This window comes from Paenibacillus sp. FSL R7-0272, from assembly GCF_037969905.1.
Taxonomy (GTDB): domain Bacteria; phylum Bacillota; class Bacilli; order Paenibacillales; family Paenibacillaceae; genus Paenibacillus; species Paenibacillus polysaccharolyticus.
Genome location: NZ_CP150221.1, coordinates 2160216 through 2180281, shown reverse-complemented (window position 1 = coordinate 2180281; position 20066 = coordinate 2160216). Strand labels below are relative to the sequence as shown.

Annotated in this window: 17 protein-coding genes; 5 read left to right on the top strand and 12 right to left on the bottom strand. The window is 43.8% G+C overall.

Annotated features, from left to right (window positions below; translation table 11 throughout):
- Positions 1-180: 180 nt before the first annotated feature.
- The 3 genes from MKY23_RS09665 to MKY23_RS09655 all read right to left on the bottom strand — a co-directional run bounded on the left by MKY23_RS09665 (position 181) and on the right by MKY23_RS09655 (position 3885).
- On the bottom strand, positions 181-2148 hold the full coding sequence (locus MKY23_RS09665) for a fructose-specific PTS transporter subunit EIIC (RefSeq protein WP_154958113.1): 1968 nt from the start codon (positions 2146-2148) through the stop codon (positions 181-183).
- Between the two features lie 76 nt (positions 2149-2224).
- Complete coding sequence (gene pfkB, locus MKY23_RS09660) at positions 2225-3136, bottom strand: 1-phosphofructokinase (protein ID WP_154958114.1); 912 nt, start codon at positions 3134-3136, stop codon at positions 2225-2227.
- A gap of 2 nt (positions 3137-3138) precedes the next feature.
- A complete protein-coding gene (locus tag MKY23_RS09655; protein WP_339837557.1) occupies positions 3139-3885 on the bottom strand; it encodes a DeoR/GlpR family DNA-binding transcription regulator in 747 nt (248 codons plus the stop codon).
- Positions 3886-4074: 189 nt separating this feature from the next.
- Between MKY23_RS09655 and MKY23_RS09650 the strand changes: the two genes are divergently transcribed.
- Positions 4075-4758: a G1 family glutamic endopeptidase gene (locus MKY23_RS09650; protein WP_339837554.1), complete on the top strand. Its 684-nt coding sequence runs from the start codon at positions 4075-4077 to the stop codon at positions 4756-4758.
- A gap of 86 nt (positions 4759-4844) precedes the next feature.
- Here the strand turns inward: MKY23_RS09650 and MKY23_RS09645 are convergent, their stop codons facing one another.
- The 5 genes from MKY23_RS09645 to MKY23_RS09625 all read right to left on the bottom strand — a co-directional run bounded on the left by MKY23_RS09645 (position 4845) and on the right by MKY23_RS09625 (position 10830).
- Positions 4845-5351 carry a hypothetical protein gene (locus MKY23_RS09645; protein WP_154958116.1) on the bottom strand — a complete coding sequence of 169 codons (507 nt, stop codon included), beginning with the start codon at positions 5349-5351 and terminating at the stop codon, positions 4845-4847.
- A gap of 132 nt (positions 5352-5483) precedes the next feature.
- Positions 5484-6911, bottom strand: coding sequence for an NAD(P)/FAD-dependent oxidoreductase (locus MKY23_RS09640; RefSeq protein ID WP_339837549.1), 1428 nt, complete (start codon positions 6909-6911; stop codon positions 5484-5486).
- 372 nt (positions 6912-7283) lie between these two features.
- Positions 7284-8135 carry a (2Fe-2S)-binding protein gene (locus MKY23_RS09635; RefSeq protein ID WP_339837546.1) on the bottom strand — a complete coding sequence of 284 codons (852 nt, stop codon included), beginning with the start codon at positions 8133-8135 and terminating at the stop codon, positions 7284-7286.
- Positions 8136-9119 carry an ABC transporter substrate-binding protein gene (locus MKY23_RS09630; RefSeq protein ID WP_339837543.1) on the bottom strand — a complete coding sequence of 328 codons (984 nt, stop codon included), beginning with the start codon at positions 9117-9119 and terminating at the stop codon, positions 8136-8138.
- 109 nt (positions 9120-9228) lie between these two features.
- Complete coding sequence (locus tag MKY23_RS09625; RefSeq protein ID WP_339837540.1) at positions 9229-10830, bottom strand: AraC family transcriptional regulator; 1602 nt, start codon at positions 10828-10830, stop codon at positions 9229-9231.
- Between the two features lie 428 nt (positions 10831-11258).
- Here MKY23_RS09625 and MKY23_RS09620 point away from each other — a divergent pair, with 428 nt between their 5' ends.
- From MKY23_RS09620 to MKY23_RS09605, 4 genes are all read left to right on the top strand, one after another.
- A complete protein-coding gene (locus MKY23_RS09620; RefSeq protein WP_090920382.1) occupies positions 11259-11678 on the top strand; it encodes a MarR family transcriptional regulator in 420 nt (139 codons plus the stop codon).
- A 24-nt stretch (positions 11679-11702) separates the two neighbouring features.
- Positions 11703-12353, top strand: coding sequence for a nitroreductase family protein (locus tag MKY23_RS09615; RefSeq protein WP_090920378.1), 651 nt, complete (start codon positions 11703-11705; stop codon positions 12351-12353).
- Between the two features lie 122 nt (positions 12354-12475).
- Positions 12476-12772, top strand: coding sequence for a putative quinol monooxygenase (locus tag MKY23_RS09610; protein ID WP_090920375.1), 297 nt, complete (start codon positions 12476-12478; stop codon positions 12770-12772).
- 159 nt (positions 12773-12931) lie between these two features.
- Entirely contained in the window at positions 12932-14332 is a 1401-nt protein-coding gene (locus tag MKY23_RS09605) for a prolyl oligopeptidase family serine peptidase (protein ID WP_339837536.1), read from the top strand.
- A gap of 108 nt (positions 14333-14440) precedes the next feature.
- Here the strand turns inward: MKY23_RS09605 and MKY23_RS09600 are convergent, their stop codons facing one another.
- The 4 genes from MKY23_RS09600 to MKY23_RS09585 form a co-directional block, all read right to left on the bottom strand.
- Positions 14441-15796, bottom strand: coding sequence for an FAD-binding oxidoreductase (locus MKY23_RS09600; RefSeq protein ID WP_339837534.1), 1356 nt, complete (start codon positions 15794-15796; stop codon positions 14441-14443).
- A gap of 160 nt (positions 15797-15956) precedes the next feature.
- Positions 15957-16475 (bottom strand): MarR family winged helix-turn-helix transcriptional regulator, encoded by a 519-nt coding sequence (locus tag MKY23_RS09595; protein ID WP_339837531.1) that lies wholly within the window; start codon positions 16473-16475, stop codon positions 15957-15959.
- Positions 16476-16523: 48 nt separating this feature from the next.
- Positions 16524-17333, bottom strand: coding sequence for a lysophospholipase (locus MKY23_RS09590; protein WP_339837528.1), 810 nt, complete (start codon positions 17331-17333; stop codon positions 16524-16526).
- A gap of 326 nt (positions 17334-17659) precedes the next feature.
- A complete protein-coding gene (locus MKY23_RS09585) occupies positions 17660-20014 on the bottom strand; it encodes an S-layer homology domain-containing protein (RefSeq protein ID WP_339837525.1) in 2355 nt (784 codons plus the stop codon).
- Positions 20015-20066 lie beyond the last annotated feature (52 nt).

The window sequence follows — 20066 nt, the reverse complement described above, 5'->3', positions numbered from 1 at the left end:
ATCTAGTGAAACAAAGTTTCATTTAATCTAGAATCATCATATCATACCCCCTATCCAAACGAAACAAGAAACACAAAAAAGCATCCCTTCAATGAAAATTTCACTGGAGGGATGCCTAGAGTTGATAATCGTTTTACCATTGGTACAGCAAGTTCACCTGAACTTACATTAACCTATTTATTATTTAACAAGTGTAGGTGATTTTTTCCACAATCCCAGAATGAGACCCGAGATGACAGAACCAATCGCAACAGCCATCAGGAAGAGCAATGCATGGTTAGCCAGTGCCGCTGCGAAAATACCACCGTGTGGAGCTGGAACGTTAATGCTCCACAGCTGAGTAAGTCCACCTGCTACCGCAGAACCAATAATACAGGAGGTCAGTACACGAAGCGGGTCAGCCGCTGCAAATGGAATTGCACCTTCTGTAATAAAGGAAAGACCGAGTACATAGTTTGTTAGACCGGATTTACGCTCTTGCTCCGTGAATTTGGATTTGAAGAACGTTGTTGCAAGGGCAATCGCCAGTGGAGGAGCCATACCGCCTGCCATAACCGCTGCCATCCATGCCCCGTCTGTATTTCCGCTGGATGTAAATACGCCAATCGCAAAGGTATAAGCCGCTTTGTTAAACGGACCACCCATATCAATCGCCATCATGCCGCCGAGCAGCAAACCAAGCAATACCTTGTTACCTGTTCCCAGATTACCGAGTGCATCTACAAGCCATGTGTTCAAAGCTCCGAAAACCGGATCAAAAATGTAATAAGCAATCGTACCAACGATCAGCAAACCAAGAACCGGATAGAGCAGGATCGGTTTCAAGCCGTCAATCGCTTTTGGAAGACCTTTTAGCGCTTTACGCAATCCAATAACAACATAACCCGCAAGGAAACCGGCAGCTAAACCACCAAGGAAACCGGCATTGGAGTTTACAGCCATCAATCCACCAACCATACCAGGCATCAGGGCTGGGCGGTCACCAATACTCATCGCAATGAATCCCGCAAGCACAGGAATCAGGAAGTGGAATGCTCCTTCGCCACCAATTGTTTGCAGCAATTTAAAAATCGGATTGTCAGAACCTCCAAGCTGTTCAACCAAGAAAGAAATAGCAAGCAGGATACCACCGCCGACAACGAATGGCAGCATGTGTGAAATCCCGTTCATCAAATCTTTGTAAATTTTGCTTCCCACGCTTGTCTTGCTATCGCCTGCACCTTCATCGCTCGCTTTTCCACCTTGGCTACGATAGATTGGTGCATCGCCGTTAACCGCCTTGCGGATCAGTTCTTCGGATTTACGAATACCGTCACTTACCGGTCTTTGCAACACAGGTTTACCGTCAAAACGAGCCATCTCTACGTTTTTGTCAGCTGCAATGATAACCCCTTTGGCACGAGCGATCTCATCAGCTGTCAATACGTTTTGTGCGCCTTCGGAACCATTGGTCTCAACACGAATGTTGATGCCCATCTCTTGAGCTTTTTTCTTCAAAGCATCCTCAGCCATAAATGTATGGGCAATCCCCGTTGGACATGCTGTAACAGCAACAACAAATTCTTCTGTATTGGCGTTTCCAACAATGACACCGGAGTTGTTTTTCACGTTGTTAGCACCACTTTCAGTCGAAGATGCTTGTGCTACTCTCTCTGCTTTAGCCTTCTCTTTCGCAGCTTCCTTCTCCGCAGCTTCAGCTTGTTTCGCATCAAACAAAGCGCTAACTTCTTGCGGCGTATTCGTGTTCATCAGCTCAGCGATGAAATCGCTATCAACCAACAGCCTTGAAAGAGCCGCTAGTGTGCGGAGATGTGTATTGCCTGCGCCTTCTGGTGCTGCAATCATGAAGAAGATATGAGCAGGCTCGTCATCCAATGCTTCAAAGTCCAAACCCTGTTTACTTTTTGCAAAAACGACCGTTGGTTCATTGACCGCTTTGGTTTTTGCATGTGGCATAGCAATACCGCCGCCGATGCCAGTGCTGGACTCGGCTTCTCTTTTGTAGATCATTTCTTTAAACAATGCTGGATCATTAATACGTCCACTCTGGTTAAGACTTGCAATCAGTTCGTCGATCGCCTCATCTTTGGTTGTTGCTTGCAGATCCATAATCATCGTTTCCTGGATCATTAAGTCAGTGATTTTCATCTTGGAACACTCCCTTAAGTTCGGTCGGCCTGCACATGGCAGGCCTTATATCAGTTATTCAAGGTAATTAAGGTAATTAAAGCGTTGTAATCGTCACCTGATTACGCAATTCGTCAATAAACTCACGTGTAGCGAGGTCATCTGAGAAGGCTGTCGCACTGCCGGAAGCTACTCCTGTACGGAATGCTTCAAGCAAGTCTCCTTGCAACACATAGGTACCAACAAATCCGCCAATCATCGAATCACCAGCACCAACCGAATTTTTCACAGTCCCTTTAGGTACAGTTGCGTGATAAACATTCGTCTTGGTGATGAACAATGCTCCTTCTCCAGCCATGGAGATCAACACATGTTTGGCACCTGCTTCGAGCAATTTACGTCCGTAAGAAACCAATTCCTCACGTGTTTCGATGGTTACGCCAAACAATTCAGCTAGTTCATGATGGTTCGGCTTCACCAGCAGCGGCTGATGAACGAGTGCTTCCATCAGAGCAGGCCCTGTTGTATCAATAACAAACTCGGCTTCTGTCTGCTTGCATACATGAATGAGCCGATCATAGAAATCTGAACCAAGTGATGGCGGAACGCTGCCAGAGAGAATGACGATATCTCCTTTTTGCAAGGAAGATAGTTTATTCAATAATTGCTCTGCCTCTTCTGTACGAATCGCTGGTCCAAGACCGTTAATTTCTGTCTCATCCCCGTGCTTCAGCTTAATGTTGATGCGAGTATCATCTGCAATGGTGACAAAATCCGTTTGAATCGCATCCTCCTGCAACTTGTCATTGATGAAACGTCCCGTGAACCCACCCAAAAATCCGATAGCTGTGTTCGCAGCACCGAGTTGATTCAGAATTCTGGAAACGTTAATGCCTTTCCCGCCAGGTAATTTCAAATCCCGATTCATGCGGTTAAGTCCGCCGAGCTTCAAATCGTGCACTTCGACGATGTAATCAATGGACGGGTTGAGTGTTATCGTATATATCATCGCTATCCCTCAATTATTTTAGTTTTCTGGGTGATTACTGCACGCCAATGTTCAGGCATTCGCTCCGTAATCAAATCTGCCTCCTCCAAATCAAACAATTTGGCAAAAGTAATATCCCCGATTTTGCTGGAATCAGCCAGCACATAAGATTTCCCTGACAATTGATGTGCACGCCTCTTAATCAAGGCTTCCTCTGGATCAGGAGTTGTATACCCCATTTCCGGATCTACTCCGTTACTTCCAAGAAAACACTTGTCAAATCGGAAATTGTCCATGTTCTGTAGCGCGATACTGCCGATCACCGCTTTGGTATGAATTTTCATCATGCCACCCAGCAAGTAACTGCGAATTCGTTTGCTTACCAGCGCCTCCACATGGGATAGTCCATTGGTGACCACGGTTACATCCCTGGCTTCTATAAAAGGGATCATAGCGAGTGTTGTTGTGCCGGCATCTAGATAAATGCACTCCCCGTTCTGGATTTCCTGCGCTGCCAGGCGGGCAATCACTGTCTTCTGTTGAATGTTTTTGAACGTTTTCTCCTCCATGCCTGGTTCTAATGACTTTTCATTCACCAGTGAAGCACCACCATGAATACGTTTGAGCATCTGACGACTTTCCAGATCAATCAAATCTCTTCTAATCGTGGATTCAGAAACACCCAACACATTAACAAGCTCTTGCAACTTCACAATTCCCTGTAAATGTAAGCGCTCTACAATTGCAGCATATCGTTCTTCAGTCAGCATATGCATTCCTCCAACTGCTTCTATAGTATCATAAATCCCGTAAAAAACAATCATTTTCATTCAAAATAATTCGAAAACCTTCAAAAACTTTCACCGTTCGACTTATTTTCTTGTCCAAGTGTACCTATCCAATAGTCCATAGTACGCATCTGATAACCTAGTCCCTACAACGGAGAGGTGATGACTTCAATGTCAGACCGTACGATCAAACGACGGAAACCCTGTGTGTTACATCCAATCAAAGAAGCTTCACGCCCGCGTTCGGGCTGGATTTCCTTCAATTGGAGCGGTTACGCAAAAAGAAAAACAACTCATCCCTATAGGCGGATTTCTGCTGATTGGACTGTACCATATGTTCTGCCTTCCTCCCGCAATTCGTATTCCTCTGCATGGATTGGCATTGACGGCTTCGCAAACACAGATCTGATTCAGACGGGAACAGCCCACGATTGGATACAAGGCAAACCCGTCTATTATGCCTGGTGGGAGATTCTTCCGGCAACCGAAACCATGATTCCCAACCCAGTAAGCCCAGGTGACTGCATGCGCGGTATCATTACGAAGTTAACTCACCATTCCTGGTGCATTAGCTTGATCAACCTCACTAAAGGCTGGACTTTCCGAACCATTCAACGATATACAGGCCCTCAAAGCTCTGCCGAATGGATCGTTGAGGCTCCCTCCGTAGGTGGTTCCATTGCCTCCATGTCTCGTCTTAGTCCAGTTGCTTTCAGAAACTGTCGTCTGAACGGCCGCCCTCCTGCCTTCTATACTAGAGATAAAGGAATCCTGATTCAGGGCCAGCGTATCTTATCGATACCTGGATCTCCCAATTGTTGCAGAGATGGATTTGTAGTTCGTCGTGCTCATTAAGACTTGTCATTAAAAATCCTGCAACAATCGCCCTTCTGGTGGCAGTGCTGCAGGATTTTTACGTTTTTGTATAATACGGCTTATTTCTACAATAACTCCGCGCTTTCCACTTCCGGTTTGGGTTTGAGCCATTTTCCTTCTTCATTAATAAAAGCACCCTTGAATCTTCCCATCTCCAGTTGCTCGATTAGCTTCTCCTCATCCGTTGCCAGGATCTCAATTAACTGTTCCAGGGTGTAATATTCATCAGGGTCATAATCCATCAAGATGGGGACAGCAGTATCATATAATTCACGGATCAGATTTTCGAAAGAAAGCCGCCCAAGATTGGGCATCTGCCGATAGACCTGTAATGGTTGGGACACCATATTACGGAATGATTTGTTCTCAAGGTTCATCCACAACGTATTACAGGCTTGTACACTCATATAATTTTGCTCCACATCATAGAACTGTACTTCCTCAATTTTCATAAATTTCTCTTGAAATGCCACAATTTTAATTAGAGGTACATTGCGTATACGTGATGCCTTTTTCACATGAGCCCTGAATTGCTCATAATTCATTTGTTTTATTTGTTTCTTTTGTTCCATTTTTTATCCCTGCCTTTAACATGATCCAAACGACATTTTACAATAAATCGACACCGAGTGTAAGTCACAATGTAAAAAAACAAAAAAAACGTACAGCATCCCCTGCTGCACGAAATACTTTATATGATTGTTTCAGCCAAGAACCGGGCGTTTCGCCCATGTCTCTGTAAATTCCACTTCATTATAATCATAGAACCCACGAAGTGTCTCCTCCCGGTCGTCCAGGAACAATTGATCAGCTATACCTGCAACCAGTTTGGGGATGGCACTTCTGGTGCCCGATATCGCTGAAGCAGACAACCCACAACTGGCCAGTGCAGAATAATTGAATATAAACAAGCCATGCAGTAGCGTTTTTCCCTGTTCACTTTTACTGGTCATTGCAAATCCAGGGCTTAAAAAGGGGTGTGCATCAAGTAGCACATTTCGAACTTCCAGCGGGGCTTCGTAACAATCTTGCCAGCGAGCAATGTGCTGTTCCACGAGTTGCAGTTCGGGACGAAGAGCGGGATCGCTGAGCAGACCTGTGCTTACAATAAGAAAATCAAACGTATAAATTCCATGTGCCGTTTCAACCTTTGCTCCTTGATCCGTAGCTTGCACGCTTAACCATGGTGAGTCCAGATGCAACTCGAATCCAGGCCAAGATGCGGCCCGGTTGAACGTATCATTGGTAGGTGGCTGATTATATTTGAAAAAGTGAGATATCACCTGATACTTATCAGCTATAGGTAAAGCGTGAAACCGCTCGATCATGCCGGATTGTTCCATTTGGCGAATCGGATTGACTCGTGGTAATTGTTCACGTCTGACAAAAACATGAGCTTCAGCCACACCTGAGGCTAGCGCGTGGTTTGCATTATCAAAAGCTGAGGCTCCACCGCCGAGCACTGCAACCTTTTTTCCTTTTAACCGTTCAAAATCAATCATTTCTGAAGTATGGGCATACAACTCTCGCGGCAGATGATCTGAGATCAGTGAGGGTACATGCCACTCGCCGCCTCCTTGAATACCCGTTGCAAGCACAACTTTACGAGCCAAAATGTGCTTTTCACGAATTCCTTGTTCGGTTACATGTAAACGATGAATTCCATCCTGCCCAGGTTCAATGAGGTTCAACTTAACTTCGTTCTGTACTGGAAGGTCCAGGATTTCCCGATACCAACGCAAATAATTCATCCAGTCTCTGCGAGGAATTTTATCGATCTTCTGCCATCCCTCAACACCCTCATGAGCCTCCCACCATGCACGAAACGTCAAAGAGGGAATACCCAAATCAATAGAAGTTAGATGTTTCGGCGTCCGCAACGTTACCATCCGTGCATAAGTTTCCCATGGCCCTTCTTGCCCTGCCACATTTTCGTCGATAATCAGAATATTCGAGATCCGTTCGCGCAAAAGTCCAAATGCAGCCCCAAGGCCACTCTGTCCACCGCCTACAATAACAACATCATAGACATGCCCCTCTGCATGCTCTCTTGTACGAACCCAGCTGGTACCTCCAAAACATAAATACGCTAAATCATGCTTCACACGTTCATTCAAAGCTTCGAGGCCCATACTTCACCAACCCTTTCATGATCTATCTGGAACAGGCTCCGTTGCATTCATACATACTTATCTCTAGGTTACATTGCAATATCCGAATAGAATTAGCGTTATTATATGAGTTGAAATCCAGTAGGGGAAGCTAACAGAAACGTAATTGTCATTCAACCTAAAAAAGTTAGGTATACTTGTTTCCTCATACTAAAGAAAATTACTATGTTTAAAATTTGCGCTGAGATACTCTTTATTTAATGAAGATCACTTGCGTTCTTGTCAGGGTATACCACTCACAAAAACAACTCTCTCTAACGCAAAAAAACAGCTACCTTCGGAGAGTAAAATACACCGACTGTAACTGTATTTTTATAAAACAAAACAAGTTCTTTAATCATCCGATTTCAAAAGCATGCGCCATCGCGATTCTGAATCTAGTTTTGGACAAGTGTTACAATAGCCATGGGCAGAACTGCCGCTACCCACTTGATACGCCAGACAGCAATACCTGCGGATCAGAAGCTGAGGGCCCTGCCATTCCGGATGTTCAAAGCGTTGTAACCGAGTGAAAAATGTATTATCGGTTGACTCCTTTAACCATACATGTGCATCATTCTTAATGAGCTCAAGCCTCTTATCCGTCTTCCATATCGCGTGATCTTCGATCGCTCGTGTAAGCAATTGTTGTACATTATGTGCCACCAGTTCATTCATAACCCTTATGCTTGCTCCTGTTGCCGCAGCAACTGATTGGAAAATACGTCCCAAGTGTAGCTGTAAACGATCCCGTAGCATACTAATTTCTGTCCTGCGTTGAGCCAAAACCTCACTAGTTGGAGCTACATTTGCCCCAATCCCCAGTCCTGAACCATTATCTAGACTTCTTTCCAACCGAGTCTCATAGCGCATGCCGCCCGTGCCATTCAATACGAATCGTACAACATCATCCTCGATATTTAGAAGAGTATCGTATAAACTGCAAGCTGAGATTACAGCCATAACCCATACCGAATATCGCTTGGCAAAAAGGGTACCCACCGCCACACTTCCTGTGCCGCCTTGATCGAGTCCTTGTTGTATGGCTTGTTGGTGTAATATCAAGTCTCTCTTCTCATCATGCAGCAAGTCACTGGCAGCAAAAACATAGGTGGAAGAATCATCGGCCCCACGGATACTCGTCACAAAAGACGATTCCAAAACAGCCACCATCTCTTCACGGTCATTCCCTGAATAAAGTACCATCTATTGAATCATATCTTTAATTTCATTTAATATTTCGATTCGTCCTATAGCTCCCCATCCTTTAAACAACCAGAAGGAGTCGGTTTGATAGACCTGACCAGTTCCAACAGCCGGGACGTTTTTCCAAAGTGAGCTTTCTTTCATCTTACTTAAATAATCCTGGGCATTGGGATCTGCTTCAAGCACAACATAATTGGCATCGATATCTGCTATCTTCTCCATAGACAGATCCTCACGTTGTTCTGCCGGTGTCACTGCAGAAGGTTCAAACCCAAGATCATGATACAAGAGCGTGTTGGTTGGGTGACCTGTTGCCGCATAAATCTGCAGGTTCTTCTCCCTTACTCTTAGGTAAGCCAGTTTTTTCTGATCCAATTGCTCTATTTTAGCTTTAAGTTGATCGGCTTGTTGCTCTACTTCCGCGATTTTTTCTTTAGCCAGATCAACCTTGTTGTACATTCCAGCAATAGTCAGTAAATCTTGAGTCCAATACTCTGTATCGCCGTTGTAATCCATCCAATCGTCACCTAATACAATCGTAGGAGCAATTTTCTCCAACTGATCATATGAATTTTCAGCTGTTCGACTCTCAATTACAATCACATCCGGATCAATCTGAACAATGGCCTCAAGGTTGGGACTATCTGCCGAACCTACCGTTGGAACCCCTTGAAGATGATCTGCCAGATAAGGCAAGTAATCTCCACCGTAGCGTATTTCTACATTAACACCAGCAGGTTTCTCACCAATGGTAAGCATGTGATCAATATAAGCAGCAGATAACACAACCATACGCTCTATTTTTTTGGGTACAACCGAAGTACCCTTTAGGTGTTTAATTGTTTGTGTGCTCTTCTCTTCCACCGTGGTTGCCTGTTTTGAAGATGTTGCATCTGTTGCTTCCGTTGTCGACTTACCACATGCTACTAGAACGAGCATGAGCAGGGACAACAAGATCATATAGGCTGTTCTCTGTCTTAGCATTTCGTTTTAATTCCCCTTCTCCACTTAATAATAATAATCATTATCATTATGGTAGAAAAAAGCAAACAAGCTTTCCATGGATTATTCCACTCTCTTTACGTGTAAAATATCACCCTACGGTAACACCAAGCTGCTTGGCCACATACTTCATAGCTCTTACACGCCCGGTTGGACCCAGCGTTTGGAAGAACATATCCCCTGCATCATAAACATGACCTTCCTGTACAGCCTTGGATGTTATCCATCCATCAGATTTCATCAAACGTTGAAATTGAGTTCTCGCTTCTGCTGTAGGATCCACCATAACAAATAGATGATCCGCGTTGTATAGCTGTACATCATTGATGTTCATCTCCACAGCCCACTGTTCGCTTGGGTAATTCTCTGGCATATGTAATCCCATATCATCATACAGCAAGGAACCGGTCTGATTATGCAATCCATACATCCGATAGAATTCGGAGGAAACGCGAATAAACATTGCCGACTGCTTTCCCCATTCGGAGTGAATACGATTTTGAAGAACATGGCTTAAATCCGCATGCTGTTCAATCCAGCGAATAGCATATTCATTCCGTCCCATGATATTTGCCATATAAAGCAAACTTTTGCCTACTTGATTCGTGTGTTTAAGGATAGCCGTAGGAGCAATATGATGCAGAGATTCATTCGGTTCCATACGGTCACTCGTAATGATTAAATCTGGCCGCAATCCTTTCAACTTATCATAATTCTGACCGGAACTGTCCAGAATAAGTCCTTGAGGAGAATCGGCTTGATGTGCAGGCATAAGGGTAGGATGAGTCACTCTCTGAACATAAGATAAAGCAGACACAGGTTTCAACCCGAGTGTTAGAACAACATCATCCAGTCCATAGTATAATGTTGCAATACGCTTAACTTTATTTTTCATATAAAATGTTGGAGCAACACCTTCATTTTTTTTAAACACCCGGCTGAAATAGTGCTCGTCCTTGTATCCGACCTGCTCCGCGATCATCTTGATTTTATCTGTAGAAAACAATAGCTGTTTGGCCCGAGTCATCCGTTGTTTCTGAATATAATCCATCGGTGTTATCCCAAACTGACGTTTGAATGTTCTTATAAAATGATTCACACTAAGCCCTGCAAGACGGGCCATGTCATGCATTCGAATGTCCTTCGTATAGTGATGTGTCATATAATCTATGGCCAAGTCCATTGCAACATGAGGTTGAACAAACGATTTAACATTAGTCATCAACTGAATTAGTAGCTGGTGCAAAAGATATTTCTTGCCTATGTTATCCGATTCGGCAGCAGCGAAGTTTGTATAGATGAATTGATCCATCATTTCTTGAATATCTCGTCTATTGGTTGGAAGTTGAAGCTTACCCGTAATAGGAAAATCAAGCGGCTTCGTGTGCCAAACATTGTTTGTTCGGACAAGTTCAACACCGGAAAATAAGATTAGTTGCACTCGGACAGGGGCTTCAATATCTGTCTGTAACTCCACGTGCATGCCTGGACTAAGCACAAACCAATCGTCACGGGACAACGTATGCATTACGTTATCAATTGTCAAAGTCCCTTTGCCATCCATTACTCTGCATACGGCGAATCTTTTCCATACCCTGTGCTGGGCTTCTCCTGAAATACCGACATATTGGCAGATATGAACAGATGAAAGATATAATTGTTCCAGTCGTTTAATCCAGTCATTCCTCTCCATGATAACTCCCTTTCCATATGGTAAGCCGCTACTTCTCACCAAATTAATTATCTAATTTACTCTTCATCAGCAAAATCCGACACTTTTTTATTTTCATTATAGTTTGAATGATAATAATTCTCAATATAACTCATACCGAGTTAAATTATTCTTTTAGGGACAACCTATATTATTAACCTCTCCTTTTTATGAATATCTACGTTAAGATAGGTTCTGAAAAAATCTATTTTTTCTTTTTTTCAACCTGTTGCATTCTCATCTATGACATGTTATATTAATTGAGCCATCAATGATTGACGTATCAACTATTGATCCATCAACGATTGAGAGAGCTACAGAATCATGAAGCAATGGCATTGTATACTGGCAACTTTAATTATTTGTTAACATACGCCGTTGTTGATTGGATTCACCCGGGAGGTCTAGTCATGACACGTATGGTTTCCAAAGAAGAGCAGATCATTAATCTGCTGAATGTACTGGGGAACAAAATCAGTCCCAAGTTCGAACGCTGTACCGGGATCAGTTCCTCTCGCTTTGAAATTCTGCACGAGCTGGATCAGGTAGATGAGATCAACCAATCTATGCTCCAGAAAATCATTAACATCGACAGTGCTGCCATTACTCGCCACTTGAAACAACTTGAAGCTGACCTCATGGTTACAAGACGCAAAAATCCTGAGGATAATCGGGTGACTTTTGTTCGTCTCACGGATCATGGGCGCAAACAGATTGAAGGATATAAAGCAGAGAAAACCAACTATATTCATCAGATTCTGGATGGTTTCAGTGAAGATGAGATTCAGGCACTGGCCGATTTCTTGGAACGTATGCAAAACAATTTTTAAACCATATATAGAGGAGAGATTTCCATGTCTACAACACAAAGCAAATTCCAAAAAACAAATGATTTTAACGAAATTACGTACGGTCGTCGTTCCGTCAAATTGTATGATCCAGAAGTGAAAATCAGCCGTGAAGAAATGACTGAAATTTTGGCAGAAGCTTCTCGCGCTCCATCTTCCGTAAACATGCAACCTTGGCGTTTCCTTGTTGTTGATACACCTGAAGGCAAAGAAAAGCTCGCACCACTTGCAAAATTCAACCAAAATCAAGTGCTGACTTCTGCTGCTGTTATCGGTGTGTTTATTGATATGAAAAACGGTGAGTACTTGGAAGAGATTTTTGGTAAAGCTGTGGAGCATGGATTTATGCCAAAAGAAATCGCTGAACAACAAGTTAAAGTGGTTAAACCTTATTACGACAATATGCCTGCTTCTGATCTGCGTGACGTTAACCTGATCGATGCTGGTCTGGCTTCCATGCAATTGATGCTGGCTGCACGTGCCCACGGTTACGATACAAACCCAATTGGCGGATACGAAAAAGCTCAAATCGCTGAGACATTCGGCATGGATAAAGACCGTTATCAACCGGTTATGCTGATCTCGATTGGTAAATCTGCCAAAGAAGGTCACCCATCTTACCGTCTGCCTGTAGATACGATCACAACTTGGGCTTAAGCGAGTACAACCGCTTTTATTATAAATTGCTCAATCTGCTTCTTAAGATGAAACACATAACGTTATTGTCTTGTATTGATTAAATCTATTTGTAAACATACAACTATCTGGAGGTCACAACTATGATTATCATTCATGCACATTTGCAAGTACAAGCCGCTCAAGAGCAAGCTTTCTTGGCTGCTGCCAAAGAACTGATCGCTGCGACACGTCAAGAGGAAGGCAACATCAGCTATGATCTGGTGAAAAGCACAGAACGTGAGCAAAGCTACACGATGATCGAGCTGTGGAAAGATGAGCCAGCAACCGCTGCTCACAACTCTAGTGCTCACTTCCTGGCCTTTGTTCAACAAGCTGCGGCATTCATGGCTGCACCAATGAACGTTGAAGTGTTTGCCGGCGAAGCTGTTAAACAATAATACAACTAAAAGGAACCGTTTGGATCTCATCTCGAGGTGATTTTCAAGCGGTTCTTTTGCATGTTAAACAGCAGGAAATGTTGCAATATTTCCCATGTTACTCTTAAAATGGTACAATGATAAAGTCGACATACATAATATATTCGGAGGTATATGCTGATGAAGATGAAAAAAGGACTGCTTTCAGGTTTCCTGGCTCTGGCTTTAACTTCCACTCTCCTCGTATCTACAAATGTAAGCGCAAACAATCCTACCGAGTCACGCTCTCCTTTCTCCTACTCCCTCGTAACCAAAGGTTATGACTGGGGTCCCGGTGTTTACAAGATTATTCTGGATACAGGCGTAGCCATTCAAGGAAATACACTGACTAAAGACACGTTCAAGGTTCTTGCGGAACGTAATTATCCAATGATTAATTTTCAAACGCAGCAAAAGTATGATGGCTCAGACAGCAGTAGCAGAACGATCGAGAGAGCTTATCTTTCGGACAAAGATGGCAATAAAACCTCCCTCTCCGCAGGACAATATATTACGATTGAGATGAAAGTCCATCCCGATCTAATGACCGCAAGTCCGTTTATGTTTGATCTGCAATCGTTTACCAATAAGTATGTTGAGCTTCAATATACCATTGTTCAGCAAAAATCCCTTCAAGATACCATGGGCAATGCCGTTGAGCATTTGACCACAAGACCAGACACCCCGCATACCATGATTGAACAAGGTGTTGACGTGTTTGATACATCCGGCAAATTCAGTTACAAGGACTCCAAGTTCGGTCAGATTAATCTAACGTACGCTTCCTATATGCCGGAAACCAACAAGAAAAAACCACTGATCATCTGGCTTCATGGTGCCGGTGAAGGAGGTACGGATCCGCGAATTGCCCTGCTGGGTAATAAGGTGACCTCTTTAGCCGATGAATCGATCCAAAAGTATTTTGGAGATGCCGCTGTGTTGGTGCCCCAGACTCCAACCTTCTGGATGAATGACGGAACCGGGCAATATACCAAAGACGGAAAGAGTATGTATACGAAATCGTTAACTGCGTTGATCAAACAATATGTGAAACAGCATGCTACGGATATTGATACAGACCGAATCTACATTGGCGGTTGCTCCAATGGCGGATTTATGACTTTGAACATGTTGCTTGCGAACCCGGATTACTTTGCAGCTGCTTATCCTTCTGCAGAAGCGTACGAGGATCGTTCGTTGAGCAAACAGGATATCGCCAAACTTAAAAATATTCCGATCTGGTTCACGGCGGCAGGAGCGGATCAGACGGTGGATACGTCCAAAACGTCAACAGCTACTTACAAACGCCTGATTGCTGCGGGAGCCAAAAATGCTCATTACTCCTATTTTGATAAGGTGCTTGATTTGGGTGGAGTATACACCAAAGGAAATGGCGATAACACGCCATACGAGTATAATGGACACTGGTCCTGGATTCCTGTTTTAAACAATGACATTTCCAAAGACTTCGATGGTAAACCTGTGAAAATCAAAGGTAAAAGCGTAACGCTTATGGAGTGGCTGGCTAACCAGAAAAAGTAACAGGCCAGGCATGTCTATTTCGCAGGAGCCGCACCAAGCGGCTCCTTTTCTATTACATTCTTTTTTTCAATTAGACCATTTCGATTGATCCCGCTTCCTTTGATATAACTACAGGCCACGTGCCGGAGGAATGCTTTGCGGGTTGTTGAACACATTTTGGGGATCGTATTTGGCTTTGACTCTGCGTAATCTCGCGTAGTTCCCCCCGTAGTACACCGGACCTGAGCGTTTGATGCCTTGATCCGGTACATTAATGTAGGAACCGACGATGTAGGGCTGTAATTTTTGGCGTGTGTTACGCACAATGGCAATATTTTTGGCCGCCTGGGACGGTTTCGTCCAGGAGCTGTTCCATTCCACATAGAACTTGGCTTTACGCCAGTAGAATGCTGTAGATGTAGGTGATTTACGACTGACAGCTCCGCCCCAGTTGAGGAAAAAGAAACCGGCGAATTCGCCTTCCACATTTTCCAGAAACGCTCGCATCGATTTGATTGCCCGATCCGGGAACGGCTTTCGTCCAAATCCGGAAGAAAATTGATTGCTGTATCTCTGAGTAAGCACAGGATCTGGAGGTAGAAGAAAAGTAACCGCCTCTGTATAAGGTACTGAACGTATGATCGTCTGGGATGGTGTGCCCGTGCTGGTCATCGGCTTTAACAAACGCAGTGCCTCGGATTTAGAGCCCAGAAACAAACCTTCCATACTGACATTGCCGCCTTTTTTGGGGCCGATAGACAGCTCACTCCCGAGCCGGGTATCAACGGAAGGCGCCCACTTTTGCCACACTTTGAGTACCTTCTCGAACTGAGCCCAAGGCCAGGTGATCCGATATACTGTCGCTCTGGCTGGTGCCCGGCGTACTTTGAATTTGTAACGGGTGTACACTCCAAAGTTTCCTCCGCCACCACCTTGCGATGCCCAGAACAGATCTGCGTTACATTTTTTGTTCGCACGTATGATTTTCCCGTTTGCATCCACCATCTCGAATTCCAGCAGATTATCACTGATCAGACCGATCGTTCGTTGAAGAGGCCCGATCCCTCCCCCAAGCGTAATACCACCTATACCAACGGTTGGGCTATCCCCGAATGGAGCAATAAATCCCTGACGTGCGAGTGTATGTGCAATTCTGCCAACTCGGTTTCCCGCTCCCACAACGGCTGTTCCTGTTGTTTTGTTCAGCTTGATGGTGTTCAGATCACTGACATCAATGACAATCCCGCCGTTCACCTGTGACAGATTAACCTCAAGCGCATGTCTTCCACTTCGCGGACGAATCGGTACGTTGTTCTCACGAGCCCATTTGATGGCATTGGAGACATCTTTCGTTTTTTGAGCAAAAACGAAGACTTTAGGATACCTGTCGGTATGCGGGTCCCAGTTTTTACGTGCTGCCTCATACCCTGGGTCGCCCTTGAATATGACACGTCCGGTTAGTTTTGTTTTACTGTTAGTTTTCACACATCCCACTCCCTGCGTTTAGCATCGTTATACAGCATTTCTGCATTAGGCATTTTATACTGTATGAACGACATTCGCGGAAGGAATGGGCTGTAGAATGTCCTATACGCAAAAAAATTCCCTTAAAGCGTATAGACCGCTGTAAGGGAATTAATTTTCATCAACTATCCGGCTCTATTTTGATGAGTTTCCGCGGTTCTTGTTCTTTTTCACCATACCAGACAAGCACATCAGCGAACAGATCCATGACACGAATAAAGCTTTTTTTGTCGGCTTCCGTAATCTGATCTGCAAGCTTAAATATGTCATCAAAACAAAGCTCACGAACAAATGCGGTGTACTTCGTGTATACCTCTCGCCCTTTGGCTGACGGTTTGACGTAAATATCTTTGCGGTTACCACTCAGATGATATTTTTCAAGTAGTCCTTTTTCAGTCAAATTCTTCACATTTTTAGAAAAGGTACTGCGGCTAACGCCCAAACGAGTAGCCATCTCGGACATCTTCTCTTCCTGATCCTCTGCTTCCAGAATGTATTCAAGTGTCTGAATCTGGGCTGCAGAGAATGTCATATCTGTTCCGTAGCTTCGTTGCAGCTTGTAGGTGTTCGAGTAGGCATTGCCGTATTTGATGATCTTCTCGACAAGCTCCCGATGGTCACCCATCCAATCTAATTTCATGCGTAATCCCTTTCGTCTTCAGATTCTCTCTCTATTACTCTACTGAAATCAGATTCGTTTTTCAATCCATGAGATCACTTCTTCAATCACTTCATCCCGTGCTGTCTCATTAAATATTTCATGCATGAGATGTGCATAGATTTTCAGTGTTTTATCTGCCGAAGCGATATCTCCGTAAAAGTCACGGGAATCCTTTTCGCTAACAAGTCCATCATTCGCTCCATGTAACACAAGCACCGGATCAACAAATTGCTTCGCATGTTCTTTCAGCCATTCTACTCCATACCCCAGACTGTTAAACAAATCTACAGAAATCTGCTTTTCTACCAGCGGGTCATTAGCGTAAGCGGATACAACCTCAGGAACACTGCATACTCCGCTTCCAAGTTCATTAGGGAAATACGTGCCTGCTGGCAGAGCCATCGGCAGTTCTCCAGCCACTTTCGTATTAAATCGAGTAAGCGCTCCTGATAATACGATACCTTTCACTTTTCCCGGATATTTCGTTCCAAATGATGAAGAAGCAAAACCGCCCATACTATGTCCAATAATATACAGTGGCGTATCGCCGCTCTCCTCCAGTGCAACCTCCACTACAGCGTTGACATCATCAATCAGATGATGAAAATCACTATAAAATGTTCGTTGTCCTTCCGATCTTGCATGACCCCGATGGTCAAAACGATATACGTTGAATCCACGGCCGTTCAATTTCTCTGTCAAATAATCATAGCGGCTGGCATGCTCTGCCAATCCGTGTACAATGACTATGGCGGCCTTTGCATTTTCAACTAAATTTTTGCTGAAATAAAGCTGTGTTCCGTCAAAGGATTTAAGTGTTGTTTCGATGCTGTTCATCGTGTATCCCATCCTTTTATTCATTTTTATATTCGTTATAAATAATATTGTTTCTTACAGAAACAATATATCACCCTTATGAAGCGTTTGTCCACGAATTTTTAAAGCGTTTACAATTAAATTTTTACGGAAGTGCATCTTCTTAAGGCATGTCATACTTTGTGCTCCTAAACGGCCAAAAAAGCTTCGTTCTTCTTCTATTCCGCTTATAATTTCTGATGAACGTAACAACAATAAAAAAAGGACAGGCACTGTTTAACAGTACCTGTCTTCTCTATCTGTATTACTGCTTGTATTACTGCTCTGTATTTGTTCTGGTTCTATTACTACTCTATATCCAGTGTAAATCCAAGACTCGCATTTAACATACGCAAAATCATAAGCAGTGATTCAGATCTTGTAGCATTGGCATTGGGTTTGAATGAACCTTCCGTAGTGCCCTTAACAATACCCATTTCAGATAAAGTGTTAATCTCGGCCTCGGCCCAATTCCCGGATACATCCTCGAACTTGGAACTTTTCACCCAATCAGTGTTGATTACTTTCGATAACATCGCCACAATCTCCGCTCGGGAAATCGACTGATTGGGTTTGAACGTTCCATCCTGATATCCTTGTACGATACCACTTGCTTTTAATATCGCAATGGCCTCTTCGCCCCAATGATTTTGAGTATCCTTAAAGCTGGAATTCGTTTCGGATTTTAAACCTAATGCCTGTACTAACATGGTCGCAAATTCTGCTCTCGTTACCACACCATTCGCACGGAATGATCCGTCTGCATAACCCCTGATCATTCCCAGCTTTGTTCCGAGTTCAACAACTTTCGCCTCAGAGGCACCAGCCACGATATCCTTAAATGCTATGGCAGATGCGTTATTTGCTTTTTCTACCAACTCTTTCACGACGTTTATGTTCACTTTTTCATTATAAAAAGCTTTTGGTGTTGGTGTAGACGTTGGTGGAACTGTCGTTGGTGGTGCTGGTGGTGCTGGTGTAGATGTTGATGACGTTGGTTGCGAAGAAGGTGTTGACGTTGTTGGTGACTGACCACTTGATGGTTGTGTTGGCACTGTTGGTTGGGTCGGTTCCGTGCGATCAATCGAAGTGATTTCTAAATGCTTCACCGTCTCATTGCCGGCTTGATCCTTCGCATAGATGCTTACCCATCCATTCTCAGTAACAACAAAATCAGCTTTTCCACCTACAAGGAACAACGCTGTACCTGCGCTTGCAAAGTACCCTTTGTCCTGTTTGCCAGTAGCATACTTCAACACTATAATCCCATTCTGTGGCTGTACGCTGGCTACAACTGTAACGTTCCCTTTTGTAGGACCAGCCGGATCAATGGACGTTTGAATTGTCGGCCCCACTGTGGAGATATTATTCACTGTCACTGTCTCAACGCTCTTATTTCCAGCAACGTCTTGTGCATATACGGTATATGTTCCGTTTTCAGTAACATCAAAGTTAGTACCACTGAACACAGTGCCTCCTGAATTGAAATAGGTTGCCTCGCGAGCACCATCTGCCCATTTCAGCAGCGCAACACCGCTTTCGCCATCATAGACTGTTGCTGTAACGGTAACCGGCTGATTCGTTGGAGCGGTGGAACTAACTTGAAGTTGAATAGTAGGTGATGTCCGTTCAATGTGAAATGCGTTTGAATGAAAAAATAATGTATTTTGATTGCTTTCAATGGCCTTAACATGTAAATACCAGGTACCTTCCTCAGCAGGCACTGCGACTTGCAAGGTCCCCTCAAAGGTTTCCCAACCCGTGGCATCCGGTTGATCTGGTGTCAGTGTCCATTTGTAACTTTTTTCTGCCTCAATGAGTGACTTTTCACTTAATTCTATGGTTTGAGCATTAGACCAGGTAGCCCCGTCTGGATTATATCCAACGGAGATCATCTTGCCATAAGTCAGTTTAAGCTTGGTCGGGTCGTTATTGTTAGCATTATTGTTGTTATAAGTAGCTACAAAGTTTTCTGCATTCTCGTAACCGGAAATTAGAATGACCGGGTCATTATTGAGAAACCAGTCTGATTCAATTCCAATGGACCTTCCCGCAAAAACTACATTCTCTAATTCATTTGTCATAAAGGCATATTGTCCAATGCTGGTTACGTTACTTGGAATGGTAACACTCTCAAGACGATTGTAACCAAATGCCAAAGAACCCAAACTTGTTACACTCTCGGGAATAATCACGCTGGTTAAAAAGTTATCCCTAAAAGTACTTGGCCCAATACTAGTTATGCCTTCTGGAATTGTCACACTCGTTAATTGGTTTTTGAAAAATGCATAATCGCCAATTGAAGTCACACGATATGGGATGATCACACTCCTTAGACTGTTTTGTCTAAAGGCTTCTTTCCCTATGCTGATTACGCTGTCTGGAATGGTCACACTGGTTAAATTCTTTCCCATAAAAACCTGATTACCAATATGAGTCACTACTTGCGAATCAAGTGTGCCAGGAATATCAACGTTCACATCACTCCCCATATACCCTGTGATCGTCACGGTTCCATTCCCATTTACGGAATACACCCAGTCACCTGCTGTTTCTGCACTGACTTTCTGAATTCCTGACGTAAACCAACCTCCTCCCATGCTCAAGGCCAAAACTAACAGGCAGATGAACAGCTTCTGTACTCTTCTGGAAAACGATCTCATGTATAAATTCCCCTCGCCCTGAATTGATGAGCATCCTCCACTTAATTACCAT

Excerpts from the sequence above, each read along its gene's own strand:
- MKY23_RS09665 (WP_154958113.1), bottom strand. The coding sequence starts at position 2,148 with ATGAAAATCACTGACTTAATGATCCAGGAAACGATGATTATGGATCTG.
- pfkB (WP_154958114.1), bottom strand. The coding sequence starts at position 3,136 with ATGATATATACGATAACACTCAACCCGTCCATTGATTACATCGTCGAA.
- MKY23_RS09655 (WP_339837557.1), bottom strand. The coding sequence starts at position 3,885 with ATGCTGACTGAAGAACGATATGCTGCAATTGTAGAGCGCTTACATTTA.
- MKY23_RS09650 (WP_339837554.1), top strand. The coding sequence starts at position 4,075 with ATGTCAGACCGTACGATCAAACGACGGAAACCCTGTGTGTTACATCCA.
- MKY23_RS09645 (WP_154958116.1), bottom strand. The coding sequence starts at position 5,351 with ATGGAACAAAAGAAACAAATAAAACAAATGAATTATGAGCAATTCAGG.
- MKY23_RS09640 (WP_339837549.1), bottom strand. The coding sequence starts at position 6,911 with ATGGGCCTCGAAGCTTTGAATGAACGTGTGAAGCATGATTTAGCGTAT.
- MKY23_RS09635 (WP_339837546.1), bottom strand. The coding sequence starts at position 8,135 with ATGGTACTTTATTCAGGGAATGACCGTGAAGAGATGGTGGCTGTTTTG.
- MKY23_RS09630 (WP_339837543.1), bottom strand. The coding sequence starts at position 9,119 with ATGCTAAGACAGAGAACAGCCTATATGATCTTGTTGTCCCTGCTCATG.
- MKY23_RS09625 (WP_339837540.1), bottom strand. The coding sequence starts at position 10,830 with ATGGAGAGGAATGACTGGATTAAACGACTGGAACAATTATATCTTTCA.
- MKY23_RS09620 (WP_090920382.1), top strand. The coding sequence starts at position 11,259 with ATGACACGTATGGTTTCCAAAGAAGAGCAGATCATTAATCTGCTGAAT.
- MKY23_RS09615 (WP_090920378.1), top strand. The coding sequence starts at position 11,703 with ATGTCTACAACACAAAGCAAATTCCAAAAAACAAATGATTTTAACGAA.
- MKY23_RS09610 (WP_090920375.1), top strand. The coding sequence starts at position 12,476 with ATGATTATCATTCATGCACATTTGCAAGTACAAGCCGCTCAAGAGCAA.
- MKY23_RS09605 (WP_339837536.1), top strand. The coding sequence starts at position 12,932 with ATGAAGATGAAAAAAGGACTGCTTTCAGGTTTCCTGGCTCTGGCTTTA.
- MKY23_RS09595 (WP_339837531.1), bottom strand. The coding sequence starts at position 16,475 with ATGAAATTAGATTGGATGGGTGACCATCGGGAGCTTGTCGAGAAGATC.
- MKY23_RS09590 (WP_339837528.1), bottom strand. The coding sequence starts at position 17,333 with ATGAACAGCATCGAAACAACACTTAAATCCTTTGACGGAACACAGCTT.
- MKY23_RS09585 (WP_339837525.1), bottom strand. The coding sequence starts at position 20,014 with ATGAGATCGTTTTCCAGAAGAGTACAGAAGCTGTTCATCTGCCTGTTA.